19 protein-coding genes, 3 tRNA genes and 1 pseudogene are annotated in these 18858 nt (G+C 39.6%); 10 read left to right on the plus strand and 13 right to left on the minus strand.

Annotation, left to right across the window (positions count from 1 at the left end; translation table 11 throughout):
- Positions 1 to 202 precede the first annotated feature (202 nt).
- Positions 203 to 664: a GNAT family N-acetyltransferase gene (locus P20480_RS00475; RefSeq protein ID WP_006794515.1), complete on the minus strand. Its 462-nt coding sequence runs from the start codon at positions 662 to 664 to the stop codon at positions 203 to 205.
- Between the two features lie 263 nt (positions 665 to 927).
- On the opposite strand from P20480_RS00475, the gene cysZ reads away from it, so the two are divergent.
- Positions 928 to 1638 carry a sulfate transporter CysZ gene (gene cysZ, locus P20480_RS00470; RefSeq protein WP_006794514.1) on the plus strand — a complete coding sequence of 237 codons (711 nt, stop codon included), beginning with the start codon at positions 928 to 930 and terminating at the stop codon, positions 1636 to 1638.
- Between the two features lie 75 nt (positions 1639 to 1713).
- Here the strand turns inward: cysZ and rlmM are convergent, their stop codons facing one another.
- From rlmM to hemA, 12 genes and pseudogenes are all read right to left on the minus strand, one after another.
- On the minus strand, positions 1714 to 2799 hold the full coding sequence (gene rlmM, locus P20480_RS00465; protein ID WP_008133126.1) for a 23S rRNA (cytidine(2498)-2'-O)-methyltransferase RlmM: 1086 nt from the start codon (positions 2797 to 2799) through the stop codon (positions 1714 to 1716).
- A 17-nt stretch (positions 2800 to 2816) separates the two neighbouring features.
- The gene (locus P20480_RS00460) at positions 2817 to 3185 is read right to left on the minus strand and encodes a DUF423 domain-containing protein (RefSeq protein WP_006794512.1); all 369 of its coding nucleotides are present in this window, start codon (positions 3183 to 3185) and stop codon (positions 2817 to 2819) included.
- Positions 3185 to 3817, minus strand: coding sequence for an alpha/beta family hydrolase (locus tag P20480_RS00455; protein WP_008133128.1), 633 nt, complete (start codon positions 3815 to 3817; stop codon positions 3185 to 3187). Before P20480_RS00455 ends, P20480_RS00460 begins: the two co-directional genes overlap by 1 nt.
- Positions 3818 to 3819: 2 nt before the next feature.
- Positions 3820 to 4716 carry a transcriptional regulator GcvA gene (locus P20480_RS00450; RefSeq protein WP_006794510.1) on the minus strand — a complete coding sequence of 299 codons (897 nt, stop codon included), beginning with the start codon at positions 4714 to 4716 and terminating at the stop codon, positions 3820 to 3822.
- Positions 4717 to 4834: 118 nt separating this feature from the next.
- Positions 4835 to 5689: a 3-deoxy-8-phosphooctulonate synthase gene (kdsA, locus tag P20480_RS00445; protein WP_008133130.1), complete on the minus strand. Its 855-nt coding sequence runs from the start codon at positions 5687 to 5689 to the stop codon at positions 4835 to 4837.
- 9 nt (positions 5690 to 5698) lie between these two features.
- Positions 5699 to 6953: pseudogene (locus P20480_RS18910) on the minus strand (DUF819 family protein).
- 14 nt (positions 6954 to 6967) lie between these two features.
- Positions 6968 to 7795: a tetratricopeptide repeat protein gene (locus tag P20480_RS00440; protein ID WP_008133135.1), complete on the minus strand. Its 828-nt coding sequence runs from the start codon at positions 7793 to 7795 to the stop codon at positions 6968 to 6970.
- Positions 7796 to 7939: 144 nt separating this feature from the next.
- Positions 7940 to 8314 carry a SirB2 family protein gene (locus P20480_RS00435; RefSeq protein ID WP_008133136.1) on the minus strand — a complete coding sequence of 125 codons (375 nt, stop codon included), beginning with the start codon at positions 8312 to 8314 and terminating at the stop codon, positions 7940 to 7942.
- 28 nt (positions 8315 to 8342) lie between these two features.
- A complete protein-coding gene (locus P20480_RS00430; RefSeq protein ID WP_008133137.1) occupies positions 8343 to 9884 on the minus strand; it encodes a DUF3369 domain-containing protein in 1542 nt (513 codons plus the stop codon).
- A 56-nt stretch (positions 9885 to 9940) separates the two neighbouring features.
- Complete coding sequence (gene prmC, locus P20480_RS00425; protein WP_008133138.1) at positions 9941 to 10780, minus strand: peptide chain release factor N(5)-glutamine methyltransferase; 840 nt, start codon at positions 10778 to 10780, stop codon at positions 9941 to 9943.
- A gap of 2 nt (positions 10781 to 10782) precedes the next feature.
- Complete coding sequence (prfA, locus tag P20480_RS00420; protein WP_008133139.1) at positions 10783 to 11868, minus strand: peptide chain release factor 1; 1086 nt, start codon at positions 11866 to 11868, stop codon at positions 10783 to 10785.
- Positions 11869 to 11875: 7 nt separating this feature from the next.
- Positions 11876 to 13132 (minus strand): glutamyl-tRNA reductase, encoded by a 1257-nt coding sequence (hemA, locus tag P20480_RS00415; protein ID WP_170865573.1) that lies wholly within the window; start codon positions 13130 to 13132, stop codon positions 11876 to 11878.
- 83 nt (positions 13133 to 13215) lie between these two features.
- On the opposite strand from hemA, the gene lolB reads away from it, so the two are divergent.
- The 9 genes from lolB (at position 13216) to P20480_RS00370 (ending at position 18857) form a co-directional block, all read left to right on the plus strand.
- The gene (gene lolB / locus P20480_RS00410) at positions 13216 to 13803 is read left to right on the plus strand and encodes a lipoprotein insertase outer membrane protein LolB (RefSeq protein ID WP_083830946.1); all 588 of its coding nucleotides are present in this window, start codon (positions 13216 to 13218) and stop codon (positions 13801 to 13803) included.
- 2 nt (positions 13804 to 13805) lie between these two features.
- Complete coding sequence (ispE, locus tag P20480_RS00405) at positions 13806 to 14663, plus strand: 4-(cytidine 5'-diphospho)-2-C-methyl-D-erythritol kinase (protein ID WP_008133142.1); 858 nt, start codon at positions 13806 to 13808, stop codon at positions 14661 to 14663.
- Between the two features lie 88 nt (positions 14664 to 14751).
- Positions 14752 to 15699 carry a ribose-phosphate pyrophosphokinase gene (locus P20480_RS00400; protein WP_008133143.1) on the plus strand — a complete coding sequence of 316 codons (948 nt, stop codon included), beginning with the start codon at positions 14752 to 14754 and terminating at the stop codon, positions 15697 to 15699.
- Between the two features lie 150 nt (positions 15700 to 15849).
- Positions 15850 to 16467, plus strand: coding sequence for a 50S ribosomal protein L25/general stress protein Ctc (locus tag P20480_RS00395; protein ID WP_008133144.1), 618 nt, complete (start codon positions 15850 to 15852; stop codon positions 16465 to 16467).
- An 18-nt stretch (positions 16468 to 16485) separates the two neighbouring features.
- A complete protein-coding gene (gene pth / locus P20480_RS00390) occupies positions 16486 to 17070 on the plus strand; it encodes an aminoacyl-tRNA hydrolase (protein ID WP_008133146.1) in 585 nt (194 codons plus the stop codon).
- A gap of 53 nt (positions 17071 to 17123) precedes the next feature.
- Positions 17124 to 18215: a redox-regulated ATPase YchF gene (gene ychF, locus P20480_RS00385; RefSeq protein WP_008133148.1), complete on the plus strand. Its 1092-nt coding sequence runs from the start codon at positions 17124 to 17126 to the stop codon at positions 18213 to 18215.
- Positions 18216 to 18533: 318 nt separating this feature from the next.
- Positions 18534 to 18610, plus strand: a tRNA-Met gene (locus P20480_RS00380).
- 47 nt (positions 18611 to 18657) lie between these two features.
- Positions 18658 to 18742 (plus strand) — tRNA-Leu (locus tag P20480_RS00375).
- A 40-nt stretch (positions 18743 to 18782) separates the two neighbouring features.
- Positions 18783 to 18857: transfer RNA gene (locus tag P20480_RS00370), tRNA-Gln, on the plus strand.
- Position 18858 lies beyond the last annotated feature (1 nt).

The raw sequence follows: 18858 nt of genomic DNA on the forward strand, positions 1-18858 counted from the left end.
CACCACACACTTTCATTATTGTTTTTAGCTTACAGATGTTTTTTAAAAACAGTACGTATTCTGTACCGAATAAAATTATTCGCTTAGGTAACATAAAGTATAGCTTTAAATAAACGACTTTTACTGCTAATTGCTGTTTTTTATACAATAATAAACAGCATAGCGTTAGCCTATAAAATATAGGTGTTTTAAAATCTGCTTGTTATTGGCTTAAGCCAAGCTCCATAAACACACTTTGCGGGTTATCTTGATAAGAACCAAAACAACCACAACGTTTAAACCCTAAATTTTCATATAGTTTAATCGATTCTATTTGTTTAGGGCCGGTTTCCAATCTAATCAATGGTATTTCTTCTTCGCCTGCGTAGTGCAAAAGAATTTGCATAACTCTGCGAGATAACCCTTTCCCACGGTAACTAGGGTTTACATAAAGGCGTCTTACTTCTGCGTAAGATGGTTCCCCTGATTGCATTACAATTGCCCCACAAGCAACAATCCCGTCATCATTTTTTAACCCAATGGCATAAACGTTAGGTTTATCTAGTTCGCTTAAGGTAAGTGATTGCGCGGTAGCTACAGGGTATAAAGAGTTTATAAGTCGGTCGATATCAGCAAAAACATTAATCACATCCTGGTCATTCGGTTTTAAATCAACTAACTGCATTGAGTATCTCAAATTTATATTAATTATATGTTGTGAAACTATACCGAATTGTAACAAATGAACAACCTCTGCATGGTGTTTTAACACAATTACAGCTTTAAATGATTCAGACTCAGTACTTTAAAATAAGGAACTGATAAAAAATGCGTATACCTTGCTTTAAACACTTTGTTACGCAAAATAGCTGTTCAAAATTATTAAGCTATTTATACTAACTTTAGTTGTAAACATTGATTGAGGTTGTTGTGCAGATCATACAAGGTATGGAATATTTTTTTTCAGGGTTTAAATTAATAAGCCAAAAAGGATTAAAGCGCTTTGTGCTCATCCCGCTTTTGATTAATATTTTATTATTCGGTAGTTCATTATTTTTCTTATTTGGGTGGCTGAGTGACGGTTTTAATTATATCAACAATATGCTTCCCGAATGGTTAAGCTGGTTAGAATGGTTAATGTGGCCAATTGCAGTATTAGTCGTGCTATTTAGTTATAGTATGGTGTTTACCGTGATTACAAACTTTATTGCCGCTCCATTTAATGCACTTTTAAGCGAAAAAGTAGAATTGTACCTAACGGGTCAAAAAATTAACGATGATGGCTTTGCTGACTTAATAAAAGATATACCACGTATGCTTGCCCGTGAGTGGACCAAGCTATGCTATTACTTACCACGTGCTATTGGCTTTTTTATATTACTGTGGGTATTACCGGTAATAGGGCAAATTCTGTGGGTATTATTTACTTGCTGGATGTATGCGGTGCAGTATAAAGATTATGCGTTTGATAACCATAAAATTAGTTTTAAAGAGATGAAAAACGACTTAAAGTCTAAACAAGGGCTTTCTTATGGGTTTGGTTTTGCTGTTATGCTATTAACAGCTATTCCATTTGTTAACCTAATTGTTATGCCTGTTGCCGTATGCGGTGCTACGCGTTTGTGGGTAGATAATTACAGACCAAAATATCGAAGCTAACTCTTAAATGAAGTTATTACTTTAGTAACAGTGTGTATATAAAAATGGGCCTAGCGGCCCATTTTTTGTCTTCAATCAGCTGTATAAGCTTTGAGGGACTTTAGTCACATTTAAATGTACCGTTATCTCTTCTCTATCATGGTATAAATGCTTAGCTTGTAATTCGTAGCTAATACCATACTTAGCGAGCTCTTCTTTTATCATTGCTAAGCACTCATATACACTGTCAAAGCGCTTTTTCATTGGTAATTTAAGATTAAAAATAAGCTCTTTTGCATAGGCATTGACTGCCCAGTCAATCATTAGGCTGGTTACTTTGGTTGGTTTTTCTACCATGTCACATACAAGCCAAGTAATGTTTCTTTTCTCTGGACGATATTTAAAGCCATCCTCTCTGAAATGCTTAACCTGCCCTGTTTCCATTAGGTTATCATTCATTGGTCCATTGTCTATTGCATTAACAAACATGCCTCTGCGCACCAACTGGTATGTCCAACCACCTGGGCATGCGCCTAGGTCAACACATCGCATACCGGCAGCAACACGTGTTTCTCTTTGCTGCTCTGGTATAAACACATTGAACGCTTCATCAAGTTTAAGTGTAGAACGGCTAGGACCATCGCTTGGCATACGCAAACGTAAAATCCCCATAAAGTTGGGTGAATTGTTATAGCTGTATGAATAGCCAACATATGCGGTATTATTTTCCAAAAATAACACATGCATCACAGGCCGATTTGCCTTTGACTCACGCAACACGGTGTTTTGTTTCTCTAGTGCTTTTTTAAGCGGCGTGGATATTTTTTTACAAAAAGTAAGCAGTTCTTTCCCTTCGTTTGTATCAGGCGTCTCTACTCGTAATTCAGCGCATAAAGGAAAATCTTTAGCTGCTTGCACAACTGCGCCTACACGGTCTTCTAAAGGCATATCTTCTAATAATGTGCCGGCAAACCACTGGCGAGCAAACACCATATTTTTGAAGTCGATTTTTTTGATTATCTCGTCGCTATGCTGCGCTTCAAAACATTCATATATAACGTAACCTGTATTAGGTTTTGCCTTTACATACCCTGCAAAACCTTGCTCAGCAGCATGAAATGTTATTTCAGCAGCTGCATCGTTTTCAAACCCACTGCGACAATAAATCACAACACTAGACATAATAACCCTTAAACTTTTTAAAACTTAAATCGTGCAACTTGCACTAAAATAACAATCCAACCAATAATAAAGCACACCCCACCAAGAGGAGTAATTGGCCCTAACCACTTCATTCCTGTCAGTGCTAATAAATATAGGCTGCCACTAAAAAGCAGTGTACCTATTATAAAAAAGTGGCCAGCCCAATTTAGGTTAATACCCCATTTTAAGAGTAAAGCTACTGCAATTAATGCTAAACCGTGTACCATTTGATACTCAGCGGCTGTTTTAAACACACCTATCGAATACTCTGATAGACGACTTTTTAGTCCGTGAGCGGCAAAAGCCCCCAACATAACCGAAAGCATACAAAATAAACTGCCTGCCATTAAAAATAGTTTTGTCATTATTTACCCAACATTTTGTTTATAAATTGTGCTGTACTAGAAGCTGCTATTTGGCGGTTTTCTAATTCAGTAATGCCACTTTTTTTACGTGGTTTTAATGAATGGTCGCCATCAGCCAACCATACATAGTCTGGCTGCTTTGGCATTGCCAGTGTTTTTAGTTCTTCACGCGTACCAAATGTATCTCTCTCACCTTGCAACACTAAAAATGGACAAGGAATATCGGCAAAGTGTTCTGTACGAAGCTTGTCTGGTTTACCTGGTGGATGAAATGGGTAACCAAATGCAATAACGCCTTTAATTGGCTGCTTAGTTGTGCATGCAAGCATTGACGCCATTCGCCCACCCATTGATTTACCGCCAATAAACAAGGGTAATTTAGGCTGAGCATGCGTTAATACTTGCTCATAGTATGTAAGCAACTTGGGAGCACGCTCTGGTGGGCGTCGCTTGCCGGTTTGCTTTGCAATTTGCATATATTCAAAATCAAATAAACCAACATCAACACCCTGCTCACTGATCAGTGCAGCCACGTGCTGCATAAAGTCAGAATCACTGCCAGCACCAGCACCATGGGCAAAAATAAACTGTGCAATTGCGGGTTGGCTTTGACTTTTGAACCATTCAATCATGATTAATACTCTTGCTCTTGTTCAACCAAACTTAGCATCCATTCTTTAAATGACACTATTTTTCCCAATTCAGTTTGTGATTCACGAAGCACCAAATAGTAAGCGTTTTTACTTTCTAGACTGTGGCTAAATGGAATAACTAATCGCCCCGCATCAATATCTGGTTTAGCTAACACACTATTCCCAATTGCAACGCCTTGACCATGAACGGCAGCTTGCAGCACCATAGAAGAGTGGCTAAATATAGGCCCTTGATTTACTTGTACATTACGTACACCCGCAGTTTTCATCCACGTTTTCCAATTTTTACGTGTAGTGTCATGCAATAGGGTGTGCTGTGCTAAATCACTGGGTTGATCAAGTGGTTTGGGACCACTCAATAACATAGGGCTGCACAATGGCACTAAATACTCTGTATGTAACTTATAAGCTTGCACTCCATTCCAGTGGCCACGCCCGTAGTAAATGGCAATATCGACATCGTCACTTAACGAATTTTCGTCTTGGTCTTGTGCTTTTATTCTTACGTCAATTTCAGGGTGTAATTCATTAAATAAACTTAAACGAGGCACTAACCATTGAATAGCAAAACTAGGGGTTAAACTTACCGTTAATGAGCCTTTAGCCCCTCGCGCAAGTAACTTTTCTGTGGCATCAATCAGTTGCGTAAAAATTTCTTTAATATCTAAAAAATAACCTTGGCCTTCTTCCGTTAATAATAACGAACGATTTTTTCGTAAAAATAGCTTTAAACCTAAATGTTCTTCGAGTGTTTTTATTTGATGACTGACAGCTGCTTGCGTTACATAAAGCTCTTCTGCGGCTTTTGTAAAGCTTAAATGCCGTGCTGCAGCTTCAAATGCTTTGAGTGCGTTTAATGGGGGGACTCGTCTTGACATAATAACCAAGCTTTGAATTAGTTTTTCTTATGCATGAATTATATACCCATGACGAGAAAGAGTATATTTAAGGTGTAAAAAAAGCGACTAATGTCGCTTTTTATTATGCGGTTACTTTTTATAAGTCGCTAGCACTGGTATCTAACGGCGCAAAACTCTTAACCAAATCATCTACCGCTTTCATTTGCGATAGATAGCCTTCTAATTTGCTTAGGGCTAATGCACATGGTCCATCACACTTTGCTTCATTAGGGTTTGGATGTGCTTCTATAAATAAACCAGCGATCCCCAAAGCCATTCCACTTCTGGCTAACTCTGCCGCTTGAGCTCGACGCCCATCAGCTGAATCTGCACGACCACCTGGGCGTTGCAGCGCATGCGTTGCATCAAATATAACTGGTGCCATTGCCTTCATGTCATCCATACCTAACATATCAACAACCAGGTTATTATACCCAAAGCTAGAGCCACGCTCACAAAGTGCAATATTATTATTACCAGCCTCATTAAATTTAGTAATGATGTGGCGCATTTCATGTGGTGCTAAAAATTGCGGCTTTTTAACATTGATAATCGCACCTGTTTTTGCCATAGCAACAACTAAGTCTGTTTGGCGGGCTAAAAAAGCAGGCAACTGAATAACATCAACCACTTCAGCAACCGGCGCCGCTTGATGCGGTTCGTGAACGTCAGTGATAAGAGGAATATTGAAGGTGTTTTTAATTTCTTCAAATATTTTTAACCCTTCCTCCATTCCCGGACCACGGTACGAGTTGATTGAAGAACGATTAGCTTTATCAAATGATGCTTTAAACACATATGGTATGTTTAGCTTTGTCGTCACTTCTACATAATGCTCTGCAATGCGCATGGCTAAGTCGCGCGATTCTAAAACGTTCATACCACCAAATAAAACAAACGGATTGTTGTTTGCTAATTCAATATCATTAATTTTGATAATTTGATCTTTCATTTTAATTCCTTAAGGTGCAACTGCTTGCAACATTAATCCACAAATATAAGCCATGTATGTACCCACTCCGTAACCTAATACAGCCAGTAAAACACCGACAGGCGCAAGCGAAGGGTGAAATGCTGACGCAACAACAGGCGCAGACGCTGCGCCTCCGACATTAGCTTGCGAGCCTACTGCCATATAAAAAAGCGGTGCTTTAATTAATTTTGCAACAAGCAACATTAAACCAGCATGTACTAGCATCCAAACAGCGCCCACTAAAAACAAGCCCGGGTTATCAAAAATAGCGGTTACATTCATATGTAAGCCAATTGAGGCAACTAAAATGTATAAAAAGCTTGAGGCTACTTTAGATGCACCAAATGCTTCAATCTGTCTTACTTTAGTAAAAGACAAACTAATACCAATGGTAGTTGAAATGACAATTAACCAGAAAAACTTACTGGTTAAGCTGTACTCTTTTGCCCACGCATAATTATTAGCGAAAAACGGACCCTAAAAAGTCTGCGCAAAAATGGGCTAAACCAGTAATACCAAATGCAATAGCAAGCAATGTCATGTAGTCATTCAGCGTTGGCATGCGCGCATGCTCTGCATGGTATTTTTCAACACGCTGCTTTAAATCTTCAATGGCGCTGGTGTCTGCTCCTGTAGCAGCATCAATTTTCTTATGATTAGCTGCCATTAGTAACAAAACTGCCATCCAAATATTAGCCACTATGACATCAACGGTGACCATCACTGAAAAAATATCGCCGCCCACCTCAAACATTTCTTTCATTGAGGCTTGGTTTGCGCCACCGCCAATCCAGCTTCCAGCTACGGTGGTCATGCCGCGCCATACGGCATCTGGCCCATGTCCGCCTACAATTGTAGGGTCTACCGCGCTCACAACTAAAATAGCCAGAGGTCCGCCGATAACAATACCGAGCGTTCCCACTAAAAACATAATTAGTGCTTTAGGGCCTAAGTTTAAAATCGCTTTTAAATCAATGCTAATAGTTAAAAGTATTAAACAGGCGGGTAATAAATAGCGTGAGGCAACGTAATAAACATTCGATTTATTACCATCGACAATCCCAAACGTATTAAGCAAAGAAGGTAAAAAGTAGCAAAGTAATAGAGCCGGTACATATTTATAGAACGTTTTTAATGCTGGGCGCTCGCTGTTTGAGGTTTTAAATATAAACCCCAAAATAACCGCAAGTAAACCAAGCACAACTGCATCATTGGTGATTAATGCGCTTTGTGTTTCAACCATGGTATTCCCTAATATTAATGGTGAGTTTTATTATTATCTTCTAATTCTTCAATTTGGTGTTGGATGATTTCTATTGCTGGATCATCTGGGCATTCATCTACAAAAAATTGTAGATCATCCCGGGCCATTTTAGGGCAATCGAGCTGATTTAATAAATACCCTCTGTCACGCCTTTCGTAAGGGTCGTCGCCAATTAATTCCATTAACATTTCAACGCATGTTAATGCATGGCCAAATTTATTTTCACTAATGAAAGACCACTTTTGCTGCGCTAAGAAAAGCTTATAAACTTCATCGTCAAAAATAAGTTCTAAGGGCTCTTGTTCTTGCCCTTCAGCTTCATCAGCATTTTCAGGAATAATATACCAACTTTGCTGACCGCTACTTGGTTCAACCAAATAGCCTTCTTCATCGCTCATAGCAATATGAACACCTATATCACCTTGATTTAGACTCATACTGGCATCGAGGTTAGCCTGTTGTAAAAAATGACAAAGTAAAATTGCCAGAGTAGTTGGCGAGCCGCTACGCATAGTGAGGGTGTAGCTTAGGCTATTTAATTTATGCTCAGGTACTTTTAAACTCGAAGCGCTAAATAGCCATGTACTGTAAAAGGTGTCTAGCAACTTATCTAAGCGTTCATGAGAGTCGGGTACAACAATACATAATGCATTAATTTGTTTTTCAAAATCAGCAAGAACATCAAAAGCGGCTGTTAAGTCTAGTTGTGGATCCCATTTCGATTCAGCCTTAATACAACGATAAATTGCCGCAGGGGTAAAGTCATCGTAAGCATCATCAATATAAGAGTCATCGTGTTCATCAAACCCAAAAGTGGTCATCAATACTGCAACATTTCTAGAAAACGAACGCGTAGTTTACCTAATTCTACCCATATATTCCAATAACGAAATGTACTTGATCAAATGCATGGAGGGAATATTCGAGCTTTAGAGATACTAAAGCTCGGTAAATTTATTTAAGGCTTAAAGTAGTAATGCTGACTTGGCTGTTGCCAAATAACCAATAGCTAAAATAACAAACGTATTTACAATAAGGTAAGATATTTTAGCCAAAAAATTAGTTTGCTTAGCGCTTATAATTCCAATAGCAATATAAGCAACCACTAATATAATTTTTTCTAATAACCAATTTTGTTCAAACGGGTTTATCTTCCCCATATACATGAGTGTAAATGCAGAAATTAAAAGTAATGTATCAATGCTATGACTACCAATAAATACAAGTTTATTACGAGCAATTTTGCCACTGCCCATTCGTGAAAAAGATCGAATATAAAATAAAACTACACTCAATGCTGCTATTGCCATGTGTGAGTGCTTTACTGCTAAATAATCCATATGCCTCTGTTCTTCTATTTATATAAAATTAATCTGGGTAACGTTTGATAATTATTTCAAGTTCATCAAGGTTTGCGTTAAAAACATCAACTAACTTTGGTTCAAAATGCGTGCCTTTTTGTGCGTTTATCTCTTCAACAACACGCTCGAGCGTCCATGAATCTTTATAGCAGCGTTTATGCCTTAACGCATCATATACATCAGCCAATGCCACAATACGGCCGAATATATTAATTTTATCCCCTTCTAAACCTTCAGGGTAACCAGAACCATCCCACTTTTCGTGATGTTCCTTAGCTATAGTGGCACCTGCACTGACAATTTCATGAGCTGATCCTTTTAAAATGCCATAGCCTTTATCAGTGTGGGTTTTCATTACTTCCCACTCTGGTGCATCAAGCCTTGCGGGCTTATTTAATACCGAATCGGGGATACCTACTTTGCCTACATCATGCAAAGGCGCAGCTAATCTAATCAAATCAGCTTGCTGTTTAGATAAACCATAACCAAGCGCCAAAGCATGGCAAATATGTGCAACACGTTTTACATGATTACCTGTTTCAGTAGAGCGTTGTTCAACCGCTTCACTTAATCTGTAAACAAGCTCTTGTTGCGTGGCCTCAATTTCTGATTGTAACTGAACATTTTCAAAGGCTAATTGTACATTTTGAGCAAAAATTTCAACGAGGTTGCGTTGTGTATCGGTTAGTGTATTAGGAATGCCTGTGATAAACAGCATTGAACTGTGGTTATATTCACTGCTGCAATAAGCAAATAGGTAATTATCTTTGTAGATAATAGACTGATTATTTAACGCTTCTTGGCATGCGCTTAGTTGCTCCGCGTGTAGCACCTCTTCAAGGTCTTTACCTTCACTTTTTTCAAACTCACCGGTACCTGAACAAATAATCATTTTATTGTTCTGAGATGCTGGGTTTTGTGCAACAAGCGTGGTCGCGTACATAGCCTGATCTGAAATACCAAGCAATGATGTAAGTTGCTGCATTACTCCTTCTATAAAATGCTCTATTGAATGTGCAGAAAAAATATTGCGTGATGCAGTTATTATTTTCTCAAGGCCAACACGAGATTGTTCTATTGAAATAATATCGCGGTACGAACGAAGGCTCGACATGATAACTGTAAACAATTTTTGTGCGGTGAGTTCTGTTTTTGATTTGTAGTCGTTAATATCAAAATTAACTATTACTTGGCGTTCTGGTGCCTGACCAGGTTGGCCGGTACGTAAAATAATACGAATGTGGTTATTTTTTGCGGTTTCACGAATATATTTTACAACTTGCAGGCCTGCATCGTCTGTTTCCATTACAACATCAAGTAAAACAATTGCTGCGTCTTTATGCTCATCAATTAAAGTTTTAGCCTCAGCGCCAGAATACGCGCTGATAAATTCTAAACGTTTATTTTGAAACTCAAAATCACTCAATGCCAATTTAGTAACTGCATGAACTTCAGGTTCGTCATCAACGATTAGTACTTTCCAGGTGCCCAAATCGGTGTTATCTACCGGTGTATCTGGCTCATCTGAAAATAAAAAGTCACCCATCATAATTAGAATTCCTACATGACACATTTAACACACGGATGCAGTAATAATTAAGCTTATTATGGCCACTGTGCGAGCGTTACACGGTCATTTTCACCAAGATCTTTTATCGTTTTAATATTAACAAAGGCCATCGTTTTAAAAAATTCACGAACAGCAAAACCTTGGTCATAACCGTGCTCTATTAGAAGATAGCCACTAGATAGCAAATAGTCACGTGATTGTGTAATTATTTGTTTAATATCAGACATTCCTGAATCTTCAGCAACTAAGGCAGATAAAGGTTCAAATCGCACATCGCCTTGAGCCAAATGTTCGTCACTACTTTCTATGTACGGCGGGTTGGTCACTATAAGATCAAAATATTCATTATCAAGTGAGCTAAACCAATTGCTTTGTTTAACACGCACATTACCAAGTCCTAGACGCTGTTGATTCCGAGTTGCAAGCGCTACAGCGTCAGTCACTTTATCTACCGCTGTAATATTCCACAAAGGCATTTCACTACCCAATGCCAATGCAATGGCGCCAGTACCTGTTCCCAGGTCCAGAACTTTTGCATTTTCCGAAATTCCTAAACCAAGTGCAGCTTCAACTAATGTTTCAGTATCTGGCCGCGGAATTAACGTTGTTGCATTGACTTCTAAGGTTAAGCTCCAAAACTCACGTTGCCCTGTAATATGCGCTACAGGTTCGCCGTTTAATCGCCGAGCGCAAAGAGTATCAAAGGAGTGTTGTTGCTCAGTACTGAGCAACCTTTCGGGCCAAGTAAAAAGATAGCTACGTGGTTTATCAAGAACATGAAGAAGTAATACCTGTGCGTCTAATTTCGCACTTTCGCTGCTTTGCGCTAATAAATTAGCGCCAGCAGCAACAGCTTGCTCGAGAGTTTGATTCACTATTACTCATCGCCCATTGCGGCAAGTAAATCAGCCTGATGCTCTTGCATTAATGGGTCTACAATGGCACCTAAATCACCCGCTACAACTTCATTTAAGCGGTACAGCGTTAAGTTGATACGGTGATCGGTTATACGTCCCTGCGGATAGTTATATGTACGAATACGTTCAGAACGGTCACCACTACCAACTAAGTTGCGACGCTCAGAGGCTTCTGCTGCATGACGCTTCTCATCTTCAGCTTGCTGTAAACGTGCTGCAAGTACTGACATCGCTTTAGCACGGTTTTTATGCTGCGAACGCTCATCTTGACATTCAACAACCACACCCGTAGGTAAATGCGTAATACGAATTGCTGAGTCAGTTTTATTTACGTGCTGGCCACCTGCGCCCGATGCTCTAAAAGTATCTACTTTTATATCGGCGGTGTTAATTTCAATTGCTTCAGCTTCTGGAATTTCTGCCATTACCGCTACGGTGCACGCCGATGTATGAACACGACCTTGCGATTCAGTCTCTGGTACACGTTGTACACGGTGTACGCCAGACTCAAATTTAAGCTTACCGTATACGCCTTCACCGCTAATGTTAGCAATGACTTCTTTGTAACCACCGTGTTCACCTTCATTGGTAGTTACTACTTCTAATTTCCACTTTTGCGTTTCAGCAAAACGGCTGTACATTCTAAATAAATCACCGGCAAAAATAGCGGCTTCATCACCCCCTGTGCCTGCGCGGACTTCTAAAAATACATTGTTATTATCTTTTGGATCTTTAGGAAGCATTAATACCTGAATTTCATCTTCAAGGCTTAATATTTGTGCTTTGGCTTCTTTATACTCTTCCTGTGCCATTTCTCGCATATCAGGGTCTGAGTCTTTAAGCATCTCTTCAGCGCTTGCTAAATCTTCTTTTGTTTGTTGAAACGATAAAAAAGTTTTAACTATTTCTTCAAGCTCAGAGTATTCTTTTGAAAGGCCACGAAAGCGATTTTGATCGCTAATAACCGACGGGTCGCTCAACAGTGCTTGTACTTCTTCGTAGCGCTCTACTAGCGTTTCTAATTTATTATAAACAGACTCTTTCATTTAACGGTTATTCCTGATCAATACCTAACATTTTTTTCAACTGATTTAATTGAGCCACTTCACCTTTTTTAGCCGCATCTTGAATGGCACGGGTAGGCGCGTGCATTAAGCGGTTGGTTAACTTATTGGCCAATTCTAAAATTACTTTTTCTGCGTCTTTACCACTAGAAAGCTGGCTAACTGCTCTTTCTACTAATTCAGACTTAATTGTTTGAACATCGTTTCGATAGTGACGAATTAACCCCACAGAATCGAGTGAACGCATCCACATACAAAACTCTTTAGTGCGCTCAGTAATAATTATTTGTGCCTGCTGTGCAGCTTGTTCTCGCGCTGCCATATTTTCACTTACAATCGTTTGTAAGTCGTCAACCGAGTATAAATAAGCCGCATCTAGCTCACCAACTTGGCTTTCAATGTCGCGCGGTACCGCAATATCAATAAACAACATCGGTTTGTTACGGCGCTGCTTTAGTGCTTGCTCCACAACCCCTTTACCAATAATAGGCAGTGTACTGGCCGTTGAGCTTATTATAATATCTGCGTTGTGCAAACGCTCTGGCAACTGCGCTAATGCAATGACATCTGCCGACACTTCATCGGCTAAATTGCGGGCTCGTTCAATCGTTCTATTGGCTACTGTTATATTTTGTGGCTCATTTTGATACAAATGCTTAGCAACAAGCTCTATTGTTTCGCCTGCACCTATTAATAACACATTGGTTTTATCAAGCTTGCCGTAAATATGCTTAGCTAAATTAACAGCCGCAAACGCCACCGAAACTGCACTGGCGCCTATGTTAGTTTCAGTTCGGACCTCTTTCGCAACCGAAAATGTCTTTTGAAACAAACGATCAAACGTAACACCCACTGCATCATGGGTTTTAGCACTATTATAGGCTTGTTTAATTTGCCCTAAAATTTGCGGTTCACCTAACACAAGCGAATCTAAACCGCAGGCAACGCGCATTAAATGGTTAATTGCTTGATTGCCCTCGTGGCAATAAATGTTATTACTCAGTTCCTGTTCATCTAAACCATGGAAACTGGCAAGCCATGCTAACAGTGTTTGGGAATTTTGCTGAGCAAGGCTACAATAGATTTCTGTTCGGTTACAGGTAGACACGATCACAGCTTCATTAAAGTCGGCATGGCCACTTAATTGCTGCAACGCCTCTGACATTTGCTCAGGCGAAAAAGCCACTTTTTCACGCAGTTCTACGGAAGCAGTTTTGTGATTTATACCTAGTGCTATTATGGTCATGTTTGCCAAATATTGCTGAGCCCTACTTTAAAGGCGGCAATTTTACCAAAAATCAGCGGAATATGGAAAGTAAGGAACAACATTTGATTAGACATTATTTAATATTAGCTATAACTTTTATGTTTTTAAGTGGCTGCGCGCAACAATTACCAAACAAAACAGCAATTTACGACAACTGGAAAGGTCAACTCGCCAATCAAAAAACTTGGCATGTAGAGGGGAAACTTGCTTTTATTAGTCCCGATGAGCGCCAATCTGCAAACTTAAATTGGCAGCAACAAGAAAATAACAATAATTTAGTACTGACTTCATTTATTGGCACACGCATTTTACAACTAAAACAGTCGCGCAATGTTGCTGAGCTTGAATTTGACGATAAAGTTTATGTAGATACCAATGCATCTGCGCTGCTTAAGCGCTTAACTGGCTTTGCTTTACCTGTTAATAATGCTGATAACTGGCTTAAAGGCACTATTGATTCACAAACGTTGCAAGTTGATGAACTTGGCCGTTCGAAGCAAGTACTTTGGTTAGATAATGAAAGTAAACAATGGCAAATAAACTATGCAGATTATATACAAACCGCTGGTTATTGGTTGCCTACAAAACTGACGCTCAAACACCAAAAAATTAAAATTAAAATTCAACTATATGACTGGCAATTTAATTAACTATGAATAGCAAAACCTTTTTTTCACTTATTGCACCTGCAAAACTCAATTTATTTTTACATATTAATGCGCGCCGAGATGACGGTTATCACGAATTAGAAACCTTATTTACCTTCTTAAACTTCGGCGATGAGCTCTCTTTTGAGTTAACAGATGAATCATCAATTTTAATCACTGGTGATACTAAAGACATACCACTTGAAGATAATCTCATCTATAAAGCTGCTTTAATGTTACAAACTGATGCTAAAACAAAGCACGGTGTAAAAATAAATTTGATAAAACGACTGCCTATGGGAGGAGGTGTTGGAGGGGGGTCGTCTGATGCGGCAACAACACTATTAGCGCTCAATAAATTGTGGAATATTAATTATGACATTAATAAACTTGCTAATTTAGGCTTACAATTAGGGGCTGATGTGCCTGTATTTATACGTGGTGAAAGCGCCATTGCGCAAGGCATTGGGGAAAAACTACACCGTGTTGAACTTGCGCAAAAATGGTACTGTGTTGTGCACCCAAACCAGCATGTAAGCACCGCTAAAATATTCACTCACCCCGACTTAAAACGCGATACACCAAAAATCTCAGGTGATTGGAAACAGCAAACTTTGCACAACGATTGTGAGCCTTTAGTTAAAAAGCTATGCCCCGAGGTTGAAAAAACCCTCCAGTGGTTGCTAAAATACGCTCCGTCGAAGATGACCGGAACAGGTTCATGTTGTTTTGTAGAGTTTGATACACAAGCTCAAGCTAGCCATGTACTTGCTAACCTCCCCCATACTTGGCAGGGATTTGTAGCGTCAAATGCTAATATCTCCCCTGCTCATACGGAGTTAACCGCCATTTTCGATCAATGAAGTAACGTAAAAGTAATCATAAGTTAACTCGTAATGATTTTTATCATTGCTCGTTAGTCCAAAATTTCAGTGCCTGAGGAACCCTACCGTGCCTGACATGAAGCTCTTCGCTGGTAACGCAACACCTGAGTTAGCTCAAAAAGTTGCAAAACGTTTATATATTGAATTAGGCGATGCTGTTGTTGGCCGTTTTAGCGACGGTGAGATCAGTGTTCAAATTAATGAAAATGTTCGTGGCTCGGATGTTTTTATCTTGCAATCAACCTGTGCCCCTACAAACGATAACCTTATGGAACTTATCGTTATGGTTGATGCTCTTCGTCGCGCATCTGCGGGTCGTATTACTGCCGTCATTCCTTATTTTGGTTATGCCCGTCAAGACCGTCGCGTACGTTCTGCCCGCGTACCAATCACTGCTAAAGTTGTTGCCGATTTCTTATCGAGTGTAGGTGTAGACCGTGTACTTACGGTTGATTTACATGCAGAGCAAATTCAAGGCTTCTTTGATGTACCAGTAGATAATGTATTTGGTAGCCCTGTATTACTTGAAGATATGAAAGAGCGTCATTTTGATGATGTTGTTATTGTTTCTCCAGATATTGGTGGTGTAGTGCGCGCACGTGCAATTGCAAAACTATTAGACGATACTGATTTGGCTATTATTGATAAACGCCGCCCACAAGCAAATGTTTCTCAGGTAATGCATATTATTGGTGATGTAGAAGGCCGTGACTGTATCATTGTTGATGACATGATTGATACTGGTGGTACGTTATGTAAAGCCGCTGAAGCACTTAAAGAACATGGTGCTAAACGCGTATTTGCTTATGCAACTCACCCTATTTTATCAGGTAAAGCAGCTGAAAATTTACGTGATTCTGTTATTGACGAAGTTATTGTAACCGACTCAATTCCATTATCTGATGAACTTAAAGCGCTTGATAAAGTAAAAGTGCTAACGCTTGCTGATATGTTAGCAGAAACTATTCGTCGTATTAGCAACGAAGAATCTATTTCAGCGATGTTTGAGCACTAATCTCAGGTATTTGCTGAAAACAAAAGCGCCTTTTGGCGCTTTTTTTGTATGCTATGTATATTTTACTGAATCACAGTGGTATGATAGCGCGCCTTTTGGCTAGGGACCTTGGTCGCAAAGGCCCTAAACTTTTAAATAATTGGAGACATCATGTCTAACACAACTTATACATATGACGCTGAACTTCGCGTAGAAACTGGTACTGGTGCGAGCCGCCGCCTACGTCGCGAAGACAAAGTTCCTGCAATCCTTTACGGAGCTGACAAAGAAGCTTTATCTCTTACTTTTGCTCATAAAGATATGATCAAAGCACAAGAAGACGAAGGTTTTTACACTCATATTCTTACACTTAATGTAGGCGGCGAGAAAGTTGAAGCTATCTTAAAAGATATTCAACGTCACCCATTCAAGCCTAAGCTTACTCACCTTGATTTCCAACGTGTAGACGCAACTCATAAATTAACAACTAAAGTTCCTCTTCACTTCATCGGTGAAGAAATCGTAACTAAAGCTGGCGCAACTGTTGTTCACCAGTTAACTGATGTTGAAATTTCTTGTCTTCCAAAAGCATTACCAGAATTCATTGAAGTAAATGTTTCTGAGTTAGTAGCTGGTGATTCAATCCATATCTCTGATTTACAACTACCTGCAGGCGTTGCGTCTGTTGAATTAGGTAAAGGCGAAGGCCATGACCTTTCAGTAGTTACAATCAAAGCAAACAAAGCAGCTCCAGCTGAAGACGAAGAAGCTTCAGACGCTGCAGAATAATATTTAAGGTCTCGCACCTTGAATTCTATTCAAATGCTTGTGGGCCTGGCTAATCCAGGCCCCGAATACGCAAATACACGCCACAATGCAGGTGCTTGGTTCATCGAGCAACTCGCAGCACGCTACAACTGTACGCTAAAACATGATCCTAAATATCACGGCCTTACTGGCAAAGTGATAATCCAAGGCCAAGAATTCAAATTATTGATCCCCACTACTTACATGAATTTAAGTGGTAAAGCGGTCAGTAGTTTAGCCAACTTTTTCAAAATCCCTGTTGAAAATATCTTAGTTGCACATGACGAGATGGATTTAGAGCCCGGTGTCGCCAAATTAAAAAAAGGGGGCGGACACGGTGGTCATAATGGCTTAAAAGACATTATGGCAAAAATGGCAAATCAAAAAGATTTTATGCGTTTACGTGTTGGCATAGGTCATCCAGGACATCGTGAAATGGTTACCGGCTGGGTGCTTGGAAAAGCGCCAAAGGTTGACCAAGAAAAAATGGATGCTGCTGTAGATGAAGCAGTTCGTTGTATGGAAATACTTGCAAAAGACGGCGTGCTAAAAGCACAAAACAGACTTCATTCGTTTAAACCCTAATAAACTTGAGTCCAAGTGCACGGTTAAACGAATTCTAAACAAGGTATCTTACTATGGGTTTTAAATGTGGCATCGTTGGCTTGCCTAACGTAGGTAAATCAACGCTTTTCAATGCATTAACTAAAGCGGGTATTGAAGCCGCTAATTTTCCTTTTTGTACCATTGAGCCTAATACAGGTGTGGTACCTGTTCCAGATCCTCGCTTGGACGAGCTTGCTAAAATTGTAAACCCACAACGTATTCTTACTACAAGTATGGAGTTTGTTGATATTGCAGGCCTTGTAAAAGGCGCATCAAAAGGTGAAGGCCTTGGTAATCAGTTCTTAGCGAATATTCGTGAAACTGATGCAATTGGTCATGTAGTACGTTGTTTTGAAGACGAAAATGTAATACACGTAGCGGGTACAATTGACCCTGCTGACGATATTGACGTGATCAATACTGAGTTAGTACTTGCTGATATGGACAGCGCTGAGAAAGCGATGTTCCGTAATGCTAAAAAAGCGAAAGGCGGCGATAAAGACGCAAAAGAACAAAATGCGGCGCTTGAAAAAGTAAAAGTACACCTTGATGAAGGCCTTACACTTCGATCGTTAGAATTAACTAAAGAAGAAAAAGCAGCTATCAGCTCTATTAACTTCTTAACTATCAAGCCAACTATGTATATTGCAAACGTAGCAGAGGATGGTTTTGAGAATAACCCATTACTTGACCGCGTTCGCGCTATAGCTGAATCAGAAGGCGCTGTGGTTGTCCCTGTGTGCGCAGCAATCGAATCTGAGTTATCTGAACTTGATGATGAAGACAAACTCGAATTTATGGCTGACCTTGGCTTAGAAGAGCCAGGCCTTAACCTTGTAATTCGAGGCGGCTACGAATTACTCAAGCTACAAACTTACTTTACCGCAGGCGTAAAAGAAGTGCGAGCTTGGACAATTCCTGTAGGTGCAACAGCGCCACAAGCTGCTGGTAAAATTCATACCGATTTTGAACGTGGATTTATCCGTGCACAAACCATTGCTTATGACGACTACATTAACTGTAAAGGTGAAAGTGGTGCAAAGGAAGCGGGTAAAATGCGCCAAGAAGGTAAAGAGTACATTGTTAAAGATGGCGATGTAATGAACTTCCTGTTTAACGTATAAGTATTTATTCCCTCTATTTAGGGAAATAAATTTTAAAGGCTCGTTTTTACGAGCCTTTTTTGTTTTTAAACGTATATACGCTGTCAGCTTTTAGGGGATAAATAACACTAAGTTAATTTTAACAAAGCGTAACCTGTTATACTTCCTCTTTAATCGGTGTTAAAAAAACGGCGTTTTTATTAAAATTTAGCCTGTTAGCTTAATTTTCCTGCAAACAAACACAGTTAAGCGTTTTTTTGCAAAAAAGGTGTTGACGAATTTGGGTCATGTCAGCATAATACGCCCCGCACTCAGCGATGAAGTGCTAACAAAAAAGATGGCTAAGTAGCTCAGCTGGTTAGAGCACATCACTCATAATGATGGGGTCACAGGTTCAAATCCCGTCTTAGCCACCATTTATTTTTTGTTGCTCAATGAAGAGTTTAAAATAACTACCTTGTGTGCGGGAGTGGCGGAATTGGTAGACGCGCTGGATTTAGGTTCCAGTATCTTAGGATGTGAGAGTTCAAGTCTCTCCTTCCGCACCATTATTCTTGATAAGAATTAAAACTATCAGTTGTTTATTGTTGGGATATCGCCAAGCGGTAAGGCACCAGGTTTTGATCCTGGCATTCCCAGGTTCAAATCCTGGTATCCCAGCCAA

Source organism: Pseudoalteromonas sp. BSi20480 (assembly GCF_000241365.1).
Classification (GTDB): Bacteria; Pseudomonadota; Gammaproteobacteria; order Enterobacterales; family Alteromonadaceae; genus Pseudoalteromonas; species Pseudoalteromonas marina.